Source organism: Bacillus cereus group sp. TH152-1LC (assembly GCF_027710505.1).
GTDB lineage: Bacteria > Bacillota > Bacilli > Bacillales > Bacillaceae_G > Bacillus_A > Bacillus_A mobilis.
The window spans coordinates 15,955-31,329 of the sequence record NZ_JAQFNK010000019.1; the positions used below are offsets into that span (position 1 = coordinate 15,955).

Sequence of the window (15,375 nt, forward strand, 5' to 3'; positions counted from 1 at the left end):
GCAGTGAAAAGCGTTATTTAGGAGGTGTTACTATGACGCATATACTGGTGATTGAAGACAACCCAGATATACAAGAACTGATTCGTGAATTTCTATTGGCACAAAACTTTACCGTTGATGTCGTTGGCGCTGGAACAGAAGGTATACTTCTTTTCCAAAAAAATTCATACGATCTTGTCCTCCTTGATGTGATGTTACCAGATATAGATGGCTATAGTATTTGTAAAATTATGCGAGGACAATCTGATGTACCAATCATTATGTTGACAGGCTTACATAATGAAGAAAGTGAAATTAAAGGATTTGAATTAGGTATTGATGACTATATTACAAAACCGTTCCATTACACCGTATTTATTAAACGTGTAGAAGCTGTATTAAGAAGAGCAGCAACGAAGGAAGCAGAAACTGCAACTATACTACAATTCCATGAATTAATGTTAAATTCTACAGCATATGCCGCTTATGTTCATGGTAATCAAATTGAATTGACAACAAAGGAATTTGAAATTATTTATACTTTACTGCAAAATCGGGGAAAAGTATTATCAAGAAGTGATTTGCTGAATAAGGTATGGGGCTATGAACATTATGGTGATGTAAGAGTTATAGATACACATATTAAAAACTTAAGAAAAAAATTAGGGATTCCTTATATTAAAACGGTGAAAGGCATTGGCTACAAAATCGAATCGTAGCACCGACAACATCACCAAAAATATTTTCATCAAAACCTTATTATTTTGTATTCTTTTATCACTTTGTCTTTATCAAATTATTTACTTCCTAGCTTCAAATTACGATAAAGAACGTTTTGCGAAAGAAAATGGAGCGCTGACGACAGAACAAGCGGATTCAGACAAACAAAACGACCAAAGTAAAACGAATCAAAGTAAGGCTGTTTCAGAGGGTATAATTCCTAATTTTCAATCTTCTATTATAGATTATAAAACACTCTCTACAGCCATAAATCACCTTTTGCAGCCTAGCCAAACTGCAAAAGCAAAAGAACATACTCAAAATATTACGGAAAAAAATAGTACTTCTGTTCCACCTATAGAAACGGAAAAGCAAGTCGCTACTAATGATGCCTTACATAAACAAAATGCAGCAAGTAAAACAACTGATGCTCAAGATCATCCAAAATTAGCAGATGCACTGCAGCAATTAGCTCCACATATTGGCGCGACAATGCTTGCATTATCTTTACTTGGATCCTTAATTTATACAAAACTAATTGCCAAACCTTTTCAATATATGAGCGATGCTTTAAAAGATATTATGAATATTGATTTCTCAGATAAAAAAGCACTTAACACAAATACAGATCAAACAGATTTTAATTTACAAGTAGCTGCTTCACAGGTCCCAAATATTGTGAAGAATTTACATGCGAGCAATCAAGATTTAAAAAGTGAGCTCAAAAAGGAACAACAGTTAGAACAATCTCGGAAAGAATTTATGTCTATGGTATCCCATGAATTAAAAACCCCCATCGCGGCAGTTATGGGACAACTCGATGGCATGATTCACGGAATTGGTGCTTATAAAGATAGAGATAAATATTTAAAACGCTCCTATGAGATGATGCAAGATATCAACATATTAACGGAAAAGATGTCAGAATTATCCAAAATACAAAACCCTCAATTTAAACCGAATTTAGAAGTTATTTCATTAACTTCTATTATTGAGGATGTTATGAAAAAAGTAGATTACTTTGTATCTGTAAAGCAATTAAATGTTCAATCTAACATTAAACAAGATGTACAAATTTTAGCTGATCCTAAATTTATTCAAACTGCTATTTTTAACATTATTTCAAATGCAATTCATTACACAATTGATCATCAGCATGTCTATATAAAACTTTATGAAAAGCCAAACGGGTACGCATTAGAAGTATTAAATACAGGTTCACAAATCGATGAGGATAAACTTGCCCATTTATTTGAGCCATTCTATCGCGCAAACCCTGGCAAACATGGATTAGTACAAGGTAGCGGCCTTGGGCTATATATTGTAAAGCAAATATTAGATAAACATCAGTTTCCTTATGGAATACAAAACACAGCTCAAGGTGTAAAATGTTCTATTGTATTCCCAAAAGCAATGTAACAACCTACTACAATTTCATACCCCAAATTCATACTTCGTATGAGTGGCGGAATTTTGTAGAGTATCTTACTCTGTTTCGTTCGCCCGTTATCCTAATTTGGATAGCGGGCGTTTTTTATTATGTAAAAGGAGGATTTTCATGGAAAAATTTAAGTATTCATTACTCGTTTTATTCGGAGCTTGTAGCTACGGCGTACTTTCAACTATTTTTAAACTCGGATTTATTGATGGATTTTCAGCACATCAACTATTAGGAGGACAATATGTCTTCGGATGGATTGGGCTTCTTTTGCTCGTTCTTTTCGCTTCACGTCATAAAGTAACAAAAAAGCAATTCTTTTCCTTACTAACAGTTGGCACAACAATGAGTATGACTGGTATTTTCTACGCTATCTCTGTAGAAGAACTACCAGCATCTATCGCTGTCGTCTTACTCTTTCAGTTCACATGGATTGGTGTAGTCATTGAAGCAATTGCAAATCGAACATTTCCAAGCCTTGAGAAAGTTATATCTATCATTATTTTATTTACTGGTACATTGTTTGCAGGCGGTGTCTTTGAAGGACTCGGACAAAGCTTTTCCACGAAAGGTATTATCTTTGGTTTATTAGCCGCTGTCTCTTTTTCATTCTATGTGTTTGCAAGCGGGCGTGTTGCTACAGAAGTACCGCCTTATACGAAAAGTTTTCTTATGACAACAAGCGCTACTCTTATCGTATGCCTATTCTTCCCGCCAACCTTTTTAACAGACGGTGCCCTGCAAGCAGGTCTTTGGAAATACGCTTTCTTCCTCGGATTGTTCGGCGTTGTCGTACCTGTCATTTGTTTTTCAATTGGTGTACCGAAAGTAGGAACAGGACTTAGTACAATACTAGGAGCAGCTGAATTACCAACAGCCATTATCGCTTCTATTACACTTGTACATGAAGTCGTAACCTTCATGCAGTGGATTGGGATACTCTTTATACTACTTGGAATTTTTACTCCTCAGCTGCTTACAGCCAGGAAAGCAAAGAAACATAGAAGCGTGCATAGTGCATGAAAATAATAATTTGTATATAAATGTAAATACAGTTACAATGTGGTATAATTTCAAATCTATTTGGAGGTATAAATGACTATTTTAAGTGTAGCCTTTTTTGCCATTATGTGTATCTTCTTCTTAATAAGATATATGAAAGAAAAGAAATTTTACGATTTGCTCCTCATTCCCATTTACATATATGCTGGGGCAGTCAAAACCCCTTTAGTAGAGTACTTAAACTTTAATACTACTTTCAAAATAACATATGATATTGCAGCTATTATTCTCGTAATCCTTGCTGTACTTTTCTTCTTAAAGGATAAGAAAGAGAATCCTACTGCATAACAAAAAGACCTTTCATGTATTTGAAAGGTCTTTTTCTCTATCTCACTTTACCGCTCCATATAACTTTTCTACCTCATGCTCAATTTGTTTTACATCAATTCGTTCAAATAGCGGCTGCACACTATCAATTCTATTCGGCAACGTGTTTTGAGGCCCCCAATTTCGTTTCACAATCGATAATGTATTTCTAACTCTTTCACTTGAAAATGGTAAAAATGGTTCAAGGAGATTTGCAAAATTAGCGATAAGATACACACAATTATAAATCGTTTCTTCGCATGCAACTGGATCATCTTCTCGTTGTTTCCACGGCTGCCTCTCATCAAAGTATTTATTTGCAAAACGTACTGCCTCAAATATTGTTTCTAGCGCCACCTTAAATGTAGTTTGCTCAATCGCCTCTCCAACATTTTTATATAATCCTTCCACTTTATCTTTCAATTCTCCATCAATACTTCCCTTCGGCACAATACCACCATAATACTTTTCAATAAACTTTAATGTCCGGTTCACAAAGTTCCCGTATGCACCTAGCAATTCACTATTATGACTGTAAATGAATTCACGCCACGAAAAATCAGTATCACGATTTTCTGGTGCGTTTACTGTTAAAAAGTAACGAATAGAATCTGGATTGTAGCGTTCTAATATGTCAGGCACCCATACTGCCCAGTTTTTACTTGTAGATAACTTTCTTTTTTCAACTGTTAAATATTCATTCGAAACGATATGACGAGGAATTGCTCCTTCTCCTATTCCAAGCAATACCGCTGGCCAAATGATGGAATGAAACGGAATATTATCCTTTCCGTGCACATAATATGTTTTCGCTTCTTTATCCCAAAACTGTTGATCATCTTTCCCTGTTTCTTCAGCCCAATGTTTACTCGCTGAATAATAGCCTGTCACTGCTTCAATCCATACGTAAATTTTCTTGTCTTCATACCCTTCTACCGGAATTGATACCCCGATTGGTAAATCACGTGACACAGCCCTATCTAGTAACCCTTCCTTAACATATCTCTCTGTTAATTGAATCGCGTTGTCACGCCATGTTCCTGTTTGTTTTGCGGTTTCTACAGCCGTTTTGATTTGTTCCTGAAATGTATGCAATGCGAAATAGAAATGCTCTGTTTCCTGCACGGATGGTGTACTACCACATAACTTGCATGTCTTTTCTAACAAATCGAGTGGATCTAAAATAGCTGAACATGCATCGCATTGATCTCCTCTTGCTGCTTCATGGCAATGTGGACAAACACCTTCTACATAACGATCAGGTAAAAACTGTGTACACGTTTCACAATACGCTTGTTCCACTGTTTTTTTATAAATATAGCCTTCTTCTAATAAACGTAAAAAGACATTTTGAACAGTTTCATGATGGTGCTCACTATCTGTACGTGTATAGCAATCATAAGTAAAACCGAGGCTACGAAAACATCGCTCAAATTCTTCATGATACTTATCAGCAATTTCCTTCGCCGTCACACCTTCTTGTTTTGCCCTAATTGCAATTGGCGTTCCATTACAATCACTTCCCGAAACATACAACACATTCTCACCCTTTGCCCGGTAATAACGTGCTAATATATCCCCAGGTAACAAACTTGCAATATGCCCAAGATGTAACGAGCCATTTGCATACGGCCAAGCGCCTCCAATAAAAATACTCATCTTACATTCCTCCTTTTAAATATAAAAAAGCCCCGCCCTTATCTTAAAAAAGATAAGGGCGGGGCTGTATAAACAGTCGCGGTACCACCTTATTTCGCCAATTACTCACATAATTAGCCTTAACAAGTACGGAGCTATATGCTCTTATACTGTGGTTTTGATAACGAGTACCAACTCTCGTCGCCGCCTACTATTATCATTGGATAAGTTCAGGACGAAGCTCAAAGGCCATTGTTCAAATGAATATTCTTGCTTCTTCTCAGCTACCGAAGCTCTCTGGACAGAATGATTTCATTCTACTTTTCCTTTTCAACGCTTTTATATATAACATGTATTTTACGACTTACTCACAGAAAAATCAAACTTTTATTCAAAAAGAAAAGGAAATCCCATCTCCCCATAGAATAACTATAGGTTCACAAAAGGAGTGATACGATTGAATCAAAACCAACTAAGCATACGTAATGAAAAAAGTTGGAATGCAGCTGCTTATGAAGCTTGGACGAATCGCCACGGGGCGCCAGCCGATTACGCAAAAAAGCTTATGGCAGATCCCGTGCGCGAGGTAGATCACTATTTACCTTACATACAATCTCCAAAAGGAAAACGTATTATTAATTTACTCGGGTCAAAAGGAAATAAAGCCGTTGCTCTCGCTCTTTTAGGAGCTGACGTAACAGTTGTTGATATTTCAGCAAGTAATGCAAAATATGCAAATGAACTTGCTGAAGCAGCAGGTGTCTCTATCCAGTATGTCGTTTCTGATGTATTACATGTGCAGCTCTCCGAATCATTTGATATCGTATTGCTGGAACTTGGTGTACTCCATTACTTTTTAGATTTAAAACCGCTCTTTCAAAAAATTGCTACCTTACTTAAAGGAGATGGCATGCTTATCCTTCGTGACTATCATCCTGTTTACACGAAATTATTAGGAGTAGACCACCCATCATTTCGGGCCAATGGAAATTACTTCGATGAAGAATTAATTGAAGATAATGTTGCTTATAGCATCCTTCTTACAGAAGCGCAGAAAGAATTGTTACCTAAAACGCTCATCCGTCGCTGGACGCTAGGAGAAATTATTACAACACTTGCAGAAGAACATTTAAAAATTGAAAAACTAGTTGAAGAACACGGGTCTCATCAAAGGTGGGTCTTCCCTTCTACTGCACGGGAAGGAATTGAAGAACAAATACCCGGTTTATATACATTAATTGCGACAGCATGCAAAAAAGGATCCCTTCACGGATAGGATCCTTTTTGCATGCTCACGCATATAAGTTGAGGTTGGAGATTACCATAATTCTGTAGAATAGGACACAAGATATTTCAACATTTCGTCTCTGACTTACGTCGTCAAAAAGGGGTATGACCAACATAACGAAGAGTAATGTTTATAGTTGATAGTGATAATCGTTATCAACTAATTAGAAGTATACATGATGTAATTTCAAATTACAATAGTATTTCTCATTTTTATTTATGAATTTTTTGATATACAAATGTATACATTTTAAGAACATTTACTCATATGAATCTGTCTTCTTCCATTATCTGCTATAATTTTCATTGAACAGATTAATAACTTCATAATAATGTTTTTATTAATGTCGTTCTTAATATTTATAAATCACAATAAATAGTTTTTAAAAGGTAGGGGTAAAGATGAAATATGTTAGTATTCGAAAAAAACTACTGTTCACACTCTTAAGCATTTCTTCTTTATTTAGTATCGCTCTTATTGTTATTCTTTCATTCGCTATGCATCAAGCCAATGAAGTCGAAACATTAAAAAATGATGTGTCAAAAAGAGCAACGATTTTAAAAGAGCGTGGCGATTGGTTCCAAGCACAAGTTGCTGGTTTACAAGAATATTTACTATCACATGATCAAAAAGGACTGGATAAATTCAACCGAGAAGGAAAAAAACTAGCTGATACTAGAGAAAAAGTAACAAGTGATAAAAAACTCCCAGAAGGAATGAAAGAAGCGATTTTAATGGGAGGAAAATGGCGAAGCGTTATAGATAATGAAGTCCTCCCTCTCGCTCGCGAAGGAAAATGGGACGAAGCATCCAAAATTGCTTTAGCTCAAACCAATTATGTAAACGACCTTTTAAGTCGCTTTACTAAATATACAAATGAAGAAAATGATAAACGGGACGCATTAATTGCTGACGTAGAGTCTTCTTCATCTCTTATTCAATATATTATTTTCTTCTCACTCATTACATGCACATTAACGTCTATTTTATTAGCATGGTGGTTCTCTGGTAAACTTGTTAAACCGATACGACAAATTGATGAGAAATTAAAAGAATTAGCTTCTCAAGACGGCGATTTAACTGCTAGATTGCACGTAACGAGTAAAGATGAAATTGGTGATATCGCCAATTCCTTTAATCAAATGCTAGCTAATTTACAACGTATTATAAAACAAGTGCAACAAACATCTACAAGTGTCAAAGAAGCTTCTGAAAATGTATTTATCGAAACAACTATGTCTATGGAAAATACCGCAAAAACCGAAGAAACTATGAATGCCCTTGAACACAATATTCGTTCACAAGTTTCCAGCATCGAAGAGAGTTCAACTGCAATGGATGATATGACAACGAGTGTTCAGCGTATTGCTGAATCTGCCTCTTCTGTTACCAGTCTAGCTGTTACAGCTGCTGAAAAAGCAGATAGTGGGAATAAAGTCATTGAAAAATCTATTACACAAATGCATACCATTAACGAAGCTGTTAACGCTACATCACAAGTAGTAGAACGACTCATTACACATACGAATCATATTGATACTGCACTTCAATCCATTTCTAATATCGCAGAACAAACGAATTTACTCGCTTTAAATGCTTCGATTGAAGCAGCACGTGCTGGCGAACATGGAAAAGGATTCGCTGTTGTTGCCGATGAAGTACGAAAACTTGCTGAACAATCTCAGCTAGCAGCAACTGACATTAACCATTTACTTCATCAAATTCAAGCTGACACAAAAATAGCAAATGAAATGATGACACAAGGTCAGTCAGAAGCTTCTGAAGGAATTACAGTCATTCGTACCGCTGGATCTTCATTCTCGGAAATTGTTAACCACATTAACAACGTCTCTTCACAAATGCAAGAAATGTCTGCAACTGCTGAAGAAATGGCCGCAAGTTCAGAAGAAATGAATGCAGCTTTAAATAACATCGCTTCTATTTCAAATGAAGTTGCCGCCGAAACATCACAAACAGCAACTTCAGCTGGTGACCAAGTAAACAAAATGAGTGTCGTTGCTAAAAAAGCTTCTGAAATGAAAACGACCGTACAAGAACTTGAAGTTCTCGTTTCTCATTTCAAAACAAACATTTAACGCGAAACTTTCATTTATACTTTTATAAGCTTCAAATTATTAAAAAGAGAGATTTACAGTCTCTCTTTTTCCACCTTAAAATATCTCTTTCTATCTCTCATTCCGTCTGCTATAATTCCTAAAGGAAAGAAGAAAGCTTTATTCCCGACGGAGTAAAGCTTTCTTTCAATTTTTTACATTTATTAATTCTAATACTAAGATTTCACAAGGAGGCTTTTTATCATATGAATTTTATTAGCATTCGAAAAAAACTAATGTTCATGATGGGAACGATTTGCGCTTTATTTGGCATCGCCTTAGCTTTTATTTTATTTTTTGCTATCGACCAATCCCGTAAAGCTGAAACATTACAAAAAGAAATTTCCCCTCTGGCAACACAATTAAAAGAGCGTGGGGACGCTTATCAAGTACAGCTCTCTGCTTTAAGAGGTTATTTATTACAACGTGATCAAGTTGAATTAGACAAGTTTAATGAAATGAGTAAACTTCTTGAAGATAAGAAAGGTGAGCTTCTTTCAAATCCTAACATTTCTCAATCTGTGAAAAACACAATGGAATCAGGATCGACTTGGAGAAAATTTATTGAAGAAAAAGTTTTCACTCTTGCAAAAGAACAAAAGTGGGAAGAGGCTTTACAAGTAGCTTATGCGGAAAACGGTACTGTGTATAAAGTAATTGGGGACTTCACAAATTACAGTAATGAACAAGCTAAGTTACGTGATCAATCTATCGAAAAAATTGATCAATCTTCACTACAAATTGAATATGTTGTCTTCTTATCACTTGTTATTTGTATTATCGTAGCTATCATTCTTGCATGGTGGTTCTCTGGTAAACTTGTAAAACCAATTCAACAAATTGATAGTAAACTAAAAGAATTATCATCTCAAGAAGGTGACTTAACAGCCCGCCTACAGGTAAATAGTAATGATGAAATTGGTACGATTGCAACATCATTTAATAAAATGTTAGAAAACCTACAACATATTATCAATCGTGTTCAAAAAACATCCGTAGAAGTACAAAACGCTTCTGAAAATATGCTAGAAAAGACGAATATATCACGCGAGGCAACAATAAGAGTTCAAAGCTCGATGTCTAGCTTAAATGCAAATATTCAATCGCAAGCCTCTAGTATGGAAGAAAGCTCAACTGCAATGGACGATATGACAGTAAGCGTTCAGCGTATTGCTGAATCTGCTTCATCTGTAACTGAACTTGCTGTAACTACATCTGAACAGGCTAACGATGGAAGTTCAGTTATTCAAAAATCCGTTTCACAAATGACAACGATACACGATGCGGTAAATGCTACGTCAGAAGTGGTCGAACGTCTAATCACACACACGAAATATATTGATACAGCTGTACAATCTATTTCTAATATCGCGGAACAAACAAACTTACTTGCTTTAAATGCATCTATCGAAGCGGCTCGTGCTGGCGAACAAGGTAAAGGGTTCGCTGTCGTAGCTGATGAAGTTCGAAAACTTGCTGAACAATCTAAAACAGCGGCAACAGATATTAACCAATTACTACATCAAATTCAACAAGACACTGAAACTGCGAGTTCGATGATGTCACAAGGTCGTTCTGAAGCATTTGAAGGCATTCATGTCATTCGTGAAGCCGGCAATTCTTTCACAACAATTGTAGAACAAGTAAATAAAGTATCTACTCAAATGCAAGATATCTCAGCAACTGCTGAGGAAATGGCTGCAAGCGCTGAAGAAATGAACGCTTCACTGAATAACATCGCTTCTATTTCGACTGAAGTATCTAGTGAAACAGCGGCAACTGCACAATCTGCTGAGAAAAAAGTCATTACGATGAATGAGATGACACAAACTGCTAAACAAATGAAACAAACAGTTGAAGAATTAGATCAACTCGTATCTCATTTCAAAACTGAATAGCTCAAAAAAATATTCCTCTTTCAAGAGGAATATTTTTTTGAGCTCATTCCCTGCATATTATATATATATCCGTTATAATGAGAATCGATATCATTAATATGTAGGGGGTGCTACACATGTCACAACAAGCATTTGAAGAAAAGTTATATGCAAACTTAGAAGCTGTTATTGACCCTGAACTAGGTGTTGATATTATCAATCTTGGATTAGTTTATGACGTTACAGCAGATGAAAATAATAATGCTGTCATTACAATGACGATGACTTCTATCGGTTGTCCAATGGCTGGGCAAATTGTATCAGACGTTAAAAAAGTATTATCAACAAACGTACCTGAAGTCAATGAAATAGAAGTAAATGTCGTTTGGAATCCACCCTGGTCTAAAGAACGCATGTCACGTATGGCGAAAATTGCATTAGGTATTCGCGACTAAATAAAGTGAAACTTTAATCAGTGGGGGGTTCTTCATCCCCCACTGATTATTAGCCCTCACCAATCGGACTTTTATGGGCAGCCCGACCCCCACCTAACTTCTTTGCTTTCGCTGAATTTTGAGGTGGGGTCTTACTGCCCATTAAAGCGGGATAAAGAAAGACCTGACATCCTAGTCAGGTCTTTTTCTCTTATTATTTTACCCCTACTGCATCATAAGCTTTCGTAACAGCTTGTACAGCTTTAGAGTTTTTACCATATAAATCTTCAGCTGATTGAAGTGCCGCTTGACGCATCATCTTAAAGTCAGAGTTTGCAGTTAAATATTTCGTAAGAGCACGGTAATAAATTTTTTCTGTCGCTTCACGGCCTACTCCAGTTACTTTCACGCCATAATGCGTGCCGCCATCAGATACTAAATACGCAGCTTTATTGTTAATACTACTGTTAATATGAACGCCGCCATTATCAGCTGTTCCAGTGTAGCGTTTATTGTAATGATCTGGGTAACCTTCACCTGGTTTTAATGGATTCGGAATAGATGCTGGATCTTTCAGAGAACGAAGTGCATCACCAGGTTTTCCAGGTGTATAAATGTCAGCACCTAAATCCCAGCTCTTCTTCTCAACCATGACACCCATAATATCAGATAACGATTCATTTAACGCACCTGACTCATTTTTATAAACAAGATTTGCTGTATGTTCAGTTACAGCATGCGTTAATTCGTGACCGATAACATCTAGTCCAGCAGATAATGGAATGAATGTTTTACCATCGCCATCACCATACATCATTTGCACACCGTTCCAAGCTGCGTTATTCCAGCTTTCTCCAACGTGAACAGTAGAAATAAGCTTCGCACCTTGATCATCGAATGAGTTACGATTAAATGTCTTTTTGTAGTAATCATATACTTTTCCTGCATTTACATGCGCATCAACTGCCGCTTTATCTTCGAAGAACTTAGATTTACTCTTCACTTCTTCTCCAGTATATCCAAGAATTTGCGAGAATAAATTAAACCAGTTTTCGTCCATATTCTCCGCATCAAATGTATGAACACCTTGTCCTCGTTTACCGTCAAATAAGTTGAATTCTCCTGTTTTCGTATCTTGAGCAATTTCAAATGATTGTCTACCACCTAATACTCCGTAACCAAATCCTGTAATGTTGTCTACAGCATTATATTTCTCAATGACATTTCCATTTGTCGCATCAACAAAATAATGCCAATAGCCTGGAGCTGGTTTTGAAGTCGATGCCTTAACTAAATAGGCAAGATAGTAGTTTCCATCTTTTTCATACACAAATAAATCCTTTTTCACACCATCATAATTCTTTACTTTACCAATTTCTTTCTCAATATCTGCCTTTGCAATCGTTTCTGCTTGCTCTGCGCTAATATTTGCAAACGCAGGAATATTTTTATCATCTAAATTCGGAATAACTTGTCCGAAGAATGCTTTTACATTATTTTCTTTATCAAGTGTAACAGTTTGATCTGAACCATACACAGGAATGTTATTATGCTTCTCAACTAACTTCACGTGTGTTGTGCCAGATTCAGCGTCTTTTTCTTCCCCAACGACATTGAAATGTTTATCAATATTACCTGCTAATTTAAACATATCTTTCTTACTCTCTAAATATTGAAAGACCGTTTCTTTTTTATCTAGTCCTTCCGGTGCTTTCCATTCTTCACCTATGTATGCAGGTGTTTTAAACTCTTGATGATATTGAATTTTTTGTTCTTCCGCTTTCGTTGTCGTTGCTCCAAATGTTCCAAATCCCCCGGCTATAACAGTTAACGCTAATGCTGATGAAATGACTTTCTTTTTCACTATAACATTCCCCATTCCCATAAAGATTTTTGACACTTTTATACAATTCTTGTTTTTCAAGTCGATACCTTTACCGAAAATTTGAGAAAGTTTTTTCTGACAATTTCACTACCTCAAAAAAAGAGAACATCTAATCGATGTCCCCCTTTTCCATCAACATTCTATTGTCTTTTCAACTCAATCGCTAAATAGTGTGACGGCTCTTTCGCTTCAATATGGATATCTTCTTCTATCGCTTCTGCTGCATCACGCATAACAAGCGTTTCACCATTTATTACACTACTTCCTTCAATTTGAACAAGATACAATTGACGGCCTTCTCGCACAGGAAAATGAATTTCTTTTCCAGCATCTAACGATAAAGAATATAAATTTGCATCTTGGTGAATTTGAATTGGTGCCTCTCCTTCTACTGGAGATACCATATGGAACCATTCGTTTTCACGCTTGCTCCAATCAAATTTAAACTCACCATAGTTTGGTTTATGATCCGCACGATCTGGTAAAATCCAAATTTGTAATAAACGTAGTGTTTCATTTCCTAAATTATGCTCGCTATGAAATACACCTGTGCCAGCACTCATATATTGAACATGTCCTCGCTCAATTGTTCCGCGGTTCCCCATGCTATCCCCATGTGTTAAAGCACCATCTACAACGTACGAAATGATTTCCATATCGCGGTGCGGATGCATATCAAAACCAGTTTGTGCCGCTACTAGGTCATCATTAATTACACGCAATGCTCCGAAATTCATGTTATTAGGATTATAATAATTCGCAAATGAAAAATGAAAATGTGTATTTAGCCAACCGTGATTTGCTCTTCCCATATTTTTATGATCAACTTTTCTAAACATACCCTTCACCTCATATTATCTCGAATTCAAGATTTATTACAAAAAATTTTCTCACTGTAATTTTTTTAGTAATTGTAATAATTGATGTTGTTCTTCTACATTTAAATTTTGAAACTGCTCCGCTTGGAATGTTTCTTGAGGCGGGACGATTTCTTCGTATAAAACTTTTCCCTTTTCTGTTAACGAAATATATTTTGTAGTACCTTCTTGTTCACGATGAATCCACTCTAGCTGCTCCATTTTATTTAAAAGCTGCGTGATATTTCCCTTCGTAACAAATAGTTTATTTCCAAGCTCTTGCTGTGTTAGACGATTATGCCCTCCAACTTGAGCTAGTACATCAAACTGAGCGGCAGATACATTCCATTCTTTCAAATGCTGATTCGTCTCACGAATACTTTTGTTATAAAAACGTGATAAACGAAACCATAATAGTAATCCGAGTCTATCTTCTGTTTTCATTCTATCACCTCGCTCGTTTCATATTATTAGTTTAGAACTAAACTTTATAAAAGTCAATCGCTTACTTTTAGTAACCACCAAAGAAAGCACAGTGCCATTTCTCCACTATGCTTTACATTAACTTTCTATTTTTATATTCATCTAACTTCCTCTCTGCGAAATTCCTCGCATCTTTCTCAATCCATCTATCTTCGTACAATTCACTTCCAACATACAATACTTCTCTCTTATGCTGCATCGCATGGCGAAATTCATGCAGTAGTGTTTTGAGCACTTGCTCATACTCTTCCCATATGCAAACAAAAATTAATTGTTTTTCTTTATGATAAAAACCACCTACTGGGAATAAGAATTCCTCTTCTTCTTCCCCTAATGATAGAAGCACATGATTCGCATCACACGTATCACAAAAAATAACTGGCGTTTTACATACTTCAATCAATGAAAACAAATCATCTCTAAGCCTTTTGACGTCCCAAGGAAGCTCCGAATCCAACACATACCAATTCTCCACCTGTTGATATACATTTTGAAACTGGAGTTCCATTTTTCTTTATTCCCCTTTCCAAGCACCCTTTTTCTATATGTATGCCACAATATGGTAAATATTAAACATATTCTTTCATCCTTGAAAAAATGCCAATAAAAAAGGAATCTATGCCAACATAGATTCCTTTTCCGTAATCACTTTTTTTTCATCATTTTTTTTAATATAAAGTAACCAATTGCACAAACAATAGCAGCAAGTGCAAAGTATTTCACATATGGCCCAGCTACTTTATTAATGCTTTCCCACTCTGTTCCTAATTTAAAACCTAAATATACAAATACAATTGACCACGGAATAACAGCTAATGTAGTTAGCGTAATAAACTTAGCATGTGACATTTTCGCAATACCCGCTGGTATCGAAATAGCATGACGCACAACAGGAATAAAACGCGCTGTAAAAATAACACCAGTTCCATAACGATTAAACCACGCTTCAGCATAATCAATATGTTTCTTCTGAATTAAAATATATTTTCCATATCGCTCAAGAACAGGCCTTCCTCCGTATCGACCGATCCAATAAATAAATAGTTGTGCGATTACACCACCAATTGTACCGAACGCGACAGCGCCCCAAAATGTAATGCTTCCTGTTGATACTAAATAACCTGCATAAGATAATACGATTTCACTCGGAATAACCTCTAGCATTAATCCAAGCATAATTCCCCAATAACCAAGTCCTTCTAGAAACACTAAAACGGAATGAATCAACTCTCCTAACATCATGTACCTCTCTTTACTGTTTTCATTGCAAAAAATAAAAGTACAAGCAGAAAAT

At 36.0% G+C, this 15,375-nt stretch carries 14 protein-coding genes and 1 other annotated feature; of the genes, 8 read left to right on the plus strand and 6 right to left on the minus strand.

All coding sequences use genetic code 11. The annotated features are described in order from the left end of the window. Window positions 1–32 precede the first annotated feature (32 nt). The 4 genes from PDL00_RS27305 (at window position 33) to PDL00_RS27320 (ending at window position 3,487) form a co-directional block, all read left to right on the plus strand. Entirely contained in the window at window positions 33–698 is a 666-nt protein-coding gene (locus PDL00_RS27305; RefSeq protein ID WP_242256517.1) for a response regulator transcription factor, read from the plus strand. Next, the gene (locus tag PDL00_RS27310) at window positions 676–2,118 is read left to right on the plus strand and encodes a sensor histidine kinase (RefSeq protein WP_242256492.1); all 1,443 of its coding nucleotides are present in this window, start codon (window positions 676–678) and stop codon (window positions 2,116–2,118) included. The genes PDL00_RS27305 and PDL00_RS27310 overlap by 23 nt, the downstream gene beginning before the upstream one ends. Window positions 2,119–2,257: 139 nt before the next feature. Then, on the plus strand, window positions 2,258–3,160 hold the full coding sequence (locus PDL00_RS27315) for an EamA family transporter (protein WP_270732497.1): 903 nt from the start codon (window positions 2,258–2,260) through the stop codon (window positions 3,158–3,160). 72 nt (window positions 3,161–3,232) lie between these two features. Further along, on the plus strand, window positions 3,233–3,487 hold the full coding sequence (locus PDL00_RS27320; RefSeq protein ID WP_270732499.1) for a hypothetical protein: 255 nt from the start codon (window positions 3,233–3,235) through the stop codon (window positions 3,485–3,487). A gap of 42 nt (window positions 3,488–3,529) precedes the next feature. Here PDL00_RS27320 and metG read toward each other — a convergent pair whose 3' ends face one another. Beyond that, complete coding sequence (gene metG, locus PDL00_RS27325; RefSeq protein WP_270732501.1) at window positions 3,530–5,164, minus strand: methionine--tRNA ligase; 1,635 nt, start codon at window positions 5,162–5,164, stop codon at window positions 3,530–3,532. Between the two features lie 51 nt (window positions 5,165–5,215). Then, window positions 5,216–5,486, minus strand: a binding site (T-box leader). Window positions 5,487–5,600: 114 nt separating this feature from the next. On the opposite strand from metG, the gene PDL00_RS27330 reads away from it, so the two are divergent. The 4 genes from PDL00_RS27330 (at window position 5,601) to PDL00_RS27345 (ending at window position 10,877) form a co-directional block, all read left to right on the plus strand. Next, complete coding sequence (locus PDL00_RS27330) at window positions 5,601–6,419, plus strand: class I SAM-dependent methyltransferase (RefSeq protein ID WP_242256496.1); 819 nt, start codon at window positions 5,601–5,603, stop codon at window positions 6,417–6,419. 413 nt (window positions 6,420–6,832) lie between these two features. Then, entirely contained in the window at window positions 6,833–8,527 is a 1,695-nt protein-coding gene (locus PDL00_RS27335) for a methyl-accepting chemotaxis protein (protein WP_270732503.1), read from the plus strand. A 224-nt stretch (window positions 8,528–8,751) separates the two neighbouring features. After that, window positions 8,752–10,443 carry a methyl-accepting chemotaxis protein gene (locus PDL00_RS27340; RefSeq protein WP_270732505.1) on the plus strand — a complete coding sequence of 564 codons (1,692 nt, stop codon included), beginning with the start codon at window positions 8,752–8,754 and terminating at the stop codon, window positions 10,441–10,443. 116 nt (window positions 10,444–10,559) lie between these two features. Further along, window positions 10,560–10,877 (plus strand): metal-sulfur cluster assembly factor, encoded by a 318-nt coding sequence (locus PDL00_RS27345; protein WP_000082521.1) that lies wholly within the window; start codon window positions 10,560–10,562, stop codon window positions 10,875–10,877. Window positions 10,878–11,070: 193 nt separating this feature from the next. On the opposite strand, the gene nprB is transcribed toward PDL00_RS27345, so the two are convergent. The 5 genes from nprB to PDL00_RS27370 form a co-directional block, all read right to left on the minus strand. Further along, window positions 11,071–12,720: a neutral protease NprB gene (gene nprB / locus PDL00_RS27350; RefSeq protein ID WP_242256503.1), complete on the minus strand. Its 1,650-nt coding sequence runs from the start codon at window positions 12,718–12,720 to the stop codon at window positions 11,071–11,073. 161 nt (window positions 12,721–12,881) lie between these two features. Next, a complete protein-coding gene (locus tag PDL00_RS27355) occupies window positions 12,882–13,580 on the minus strand; it encodes a pirin family protein (RefSeq protein ID WP_270732507.1) in 699 nt (232 codons plus the stop codon). 51 nt (window positions 13,581–13,631) lie between these two features. Further along, entirely contained in the window at window positions 13,632–14,042 is a 411-nt protein-coding gene (locus PDL00_RS27360; RefSeq protein WP_000845461.1) for a MarR family winged helix-turn-helix transcriptional regulator, read from the minus strand. Between the two features lie 112 nt (window positions 14,043–14,154). Further along, entirely contained in the window at window positions 14,155–14,589 is a 435-nt protein-coding gene (locus tag PDL00_RS27365) for a DUF3920 family protein (RefSeq protein WP_242256509.1), read from the minus strand. Window positions 14,590–14,726: 137 nt separating this feature from the next. Next, the gene (locus PDL00_RS27370; protein ID WP_002068116.1) at window positions 14,727–15,320 is read right to left on the minus strand and encodes a DedA family protein; all 594 of its coding nucleotides are present in this window, start codon (window positions 15,318–15,320) and stop codon (window positions 14,727–14,729) included. Between the last annotated feature and the right edge of the window lie 55 nt (window positions 15,321–15,375).

What these genes read in the sequence shown, in the direction of transcription:
- PDL00_RS27305 (WP_242256517.1), top strand. Translation starts at nt 33, where the DNA reads ATGACGCATATACTGGTGATTGAAGACAACCCAGATATACAAGAACTG.
- PDL00_RS27315 (WP_270732497.1), top strand. Translation starts at nt 2,258, where the DNA reads ATGGAAAAATTTAAGTATTCATTACTCGTTTTATTCGGAGCTTGTAGC.
- PDL00_RS27320 (WP_270732499.1), top strand. Translation starts at nt 3,233, where the DNA reads ATGACTATTTTAAGTGTAGCCTTTTTTGCCATTATGTGTATCTTCTTC.
- metG (WP_270732501.1), bottom strand. Translation starts at nt 5,164, where the DNA reads ATGAGTATTTTTATTGGAGGCGCTTGGCCGTATGCAAATGGCTCGTTA.
- PDL00_RS27335 (WP_270732503.1), top strand. Translation starts at nt 6,833, where the DNA reads ATGAAATATGTTAGTATTCGAAAAAAACTACTGTTCACACTCTTAAGC.
- PDL00_RS27340 (WP_270732505.1), top strand. Translation starts at nt 8,752, where the DNA reads ATGAATTTTATTAGCATTCGAAAAAAACTAATGTTCATGATGGGAACG.
- PDL00_RS27345 (WP_000082521.1), top strand. Translation starts at nt 10,560, where the DNA reads ATGTCACAACAAGCATTTGAAGAAAAGTTATATGCAAACTTAGAAGCT.
- PDL00_RS27355 (WP_270732507.1), bottom strand. Translation starts at nt 13,580, where the DNA reads ATGTTTAGAAAAGTTGATCATAAAAATATGGGAAGAGCAAATCACGGT.
- PDL00_RS27360 (WP_000845461.1), bottom strand. Translation starts at nt 14,042, where the DNA reads ATGAAAACAGAAGATAGACTCGGATTACTATTATGGTTTCGTTTATCA.
- PDL00_RS27365 (WP_242256509.1), bottom strand. Translation starts at nt 14,589, where the DNA reads ATGGAACTCCAGTTTCAAAATGTATATCAACAGGTGGAGAATTGGTAT.
- PDL00_RS27370 (WP_002068116.1), bottom strand. Translation starts at nt 15,320, where the DNA reads ATGTTAGGAGAGTTGATTCATTCCGTTTTAGTGTTTCTAGAAGGACTT.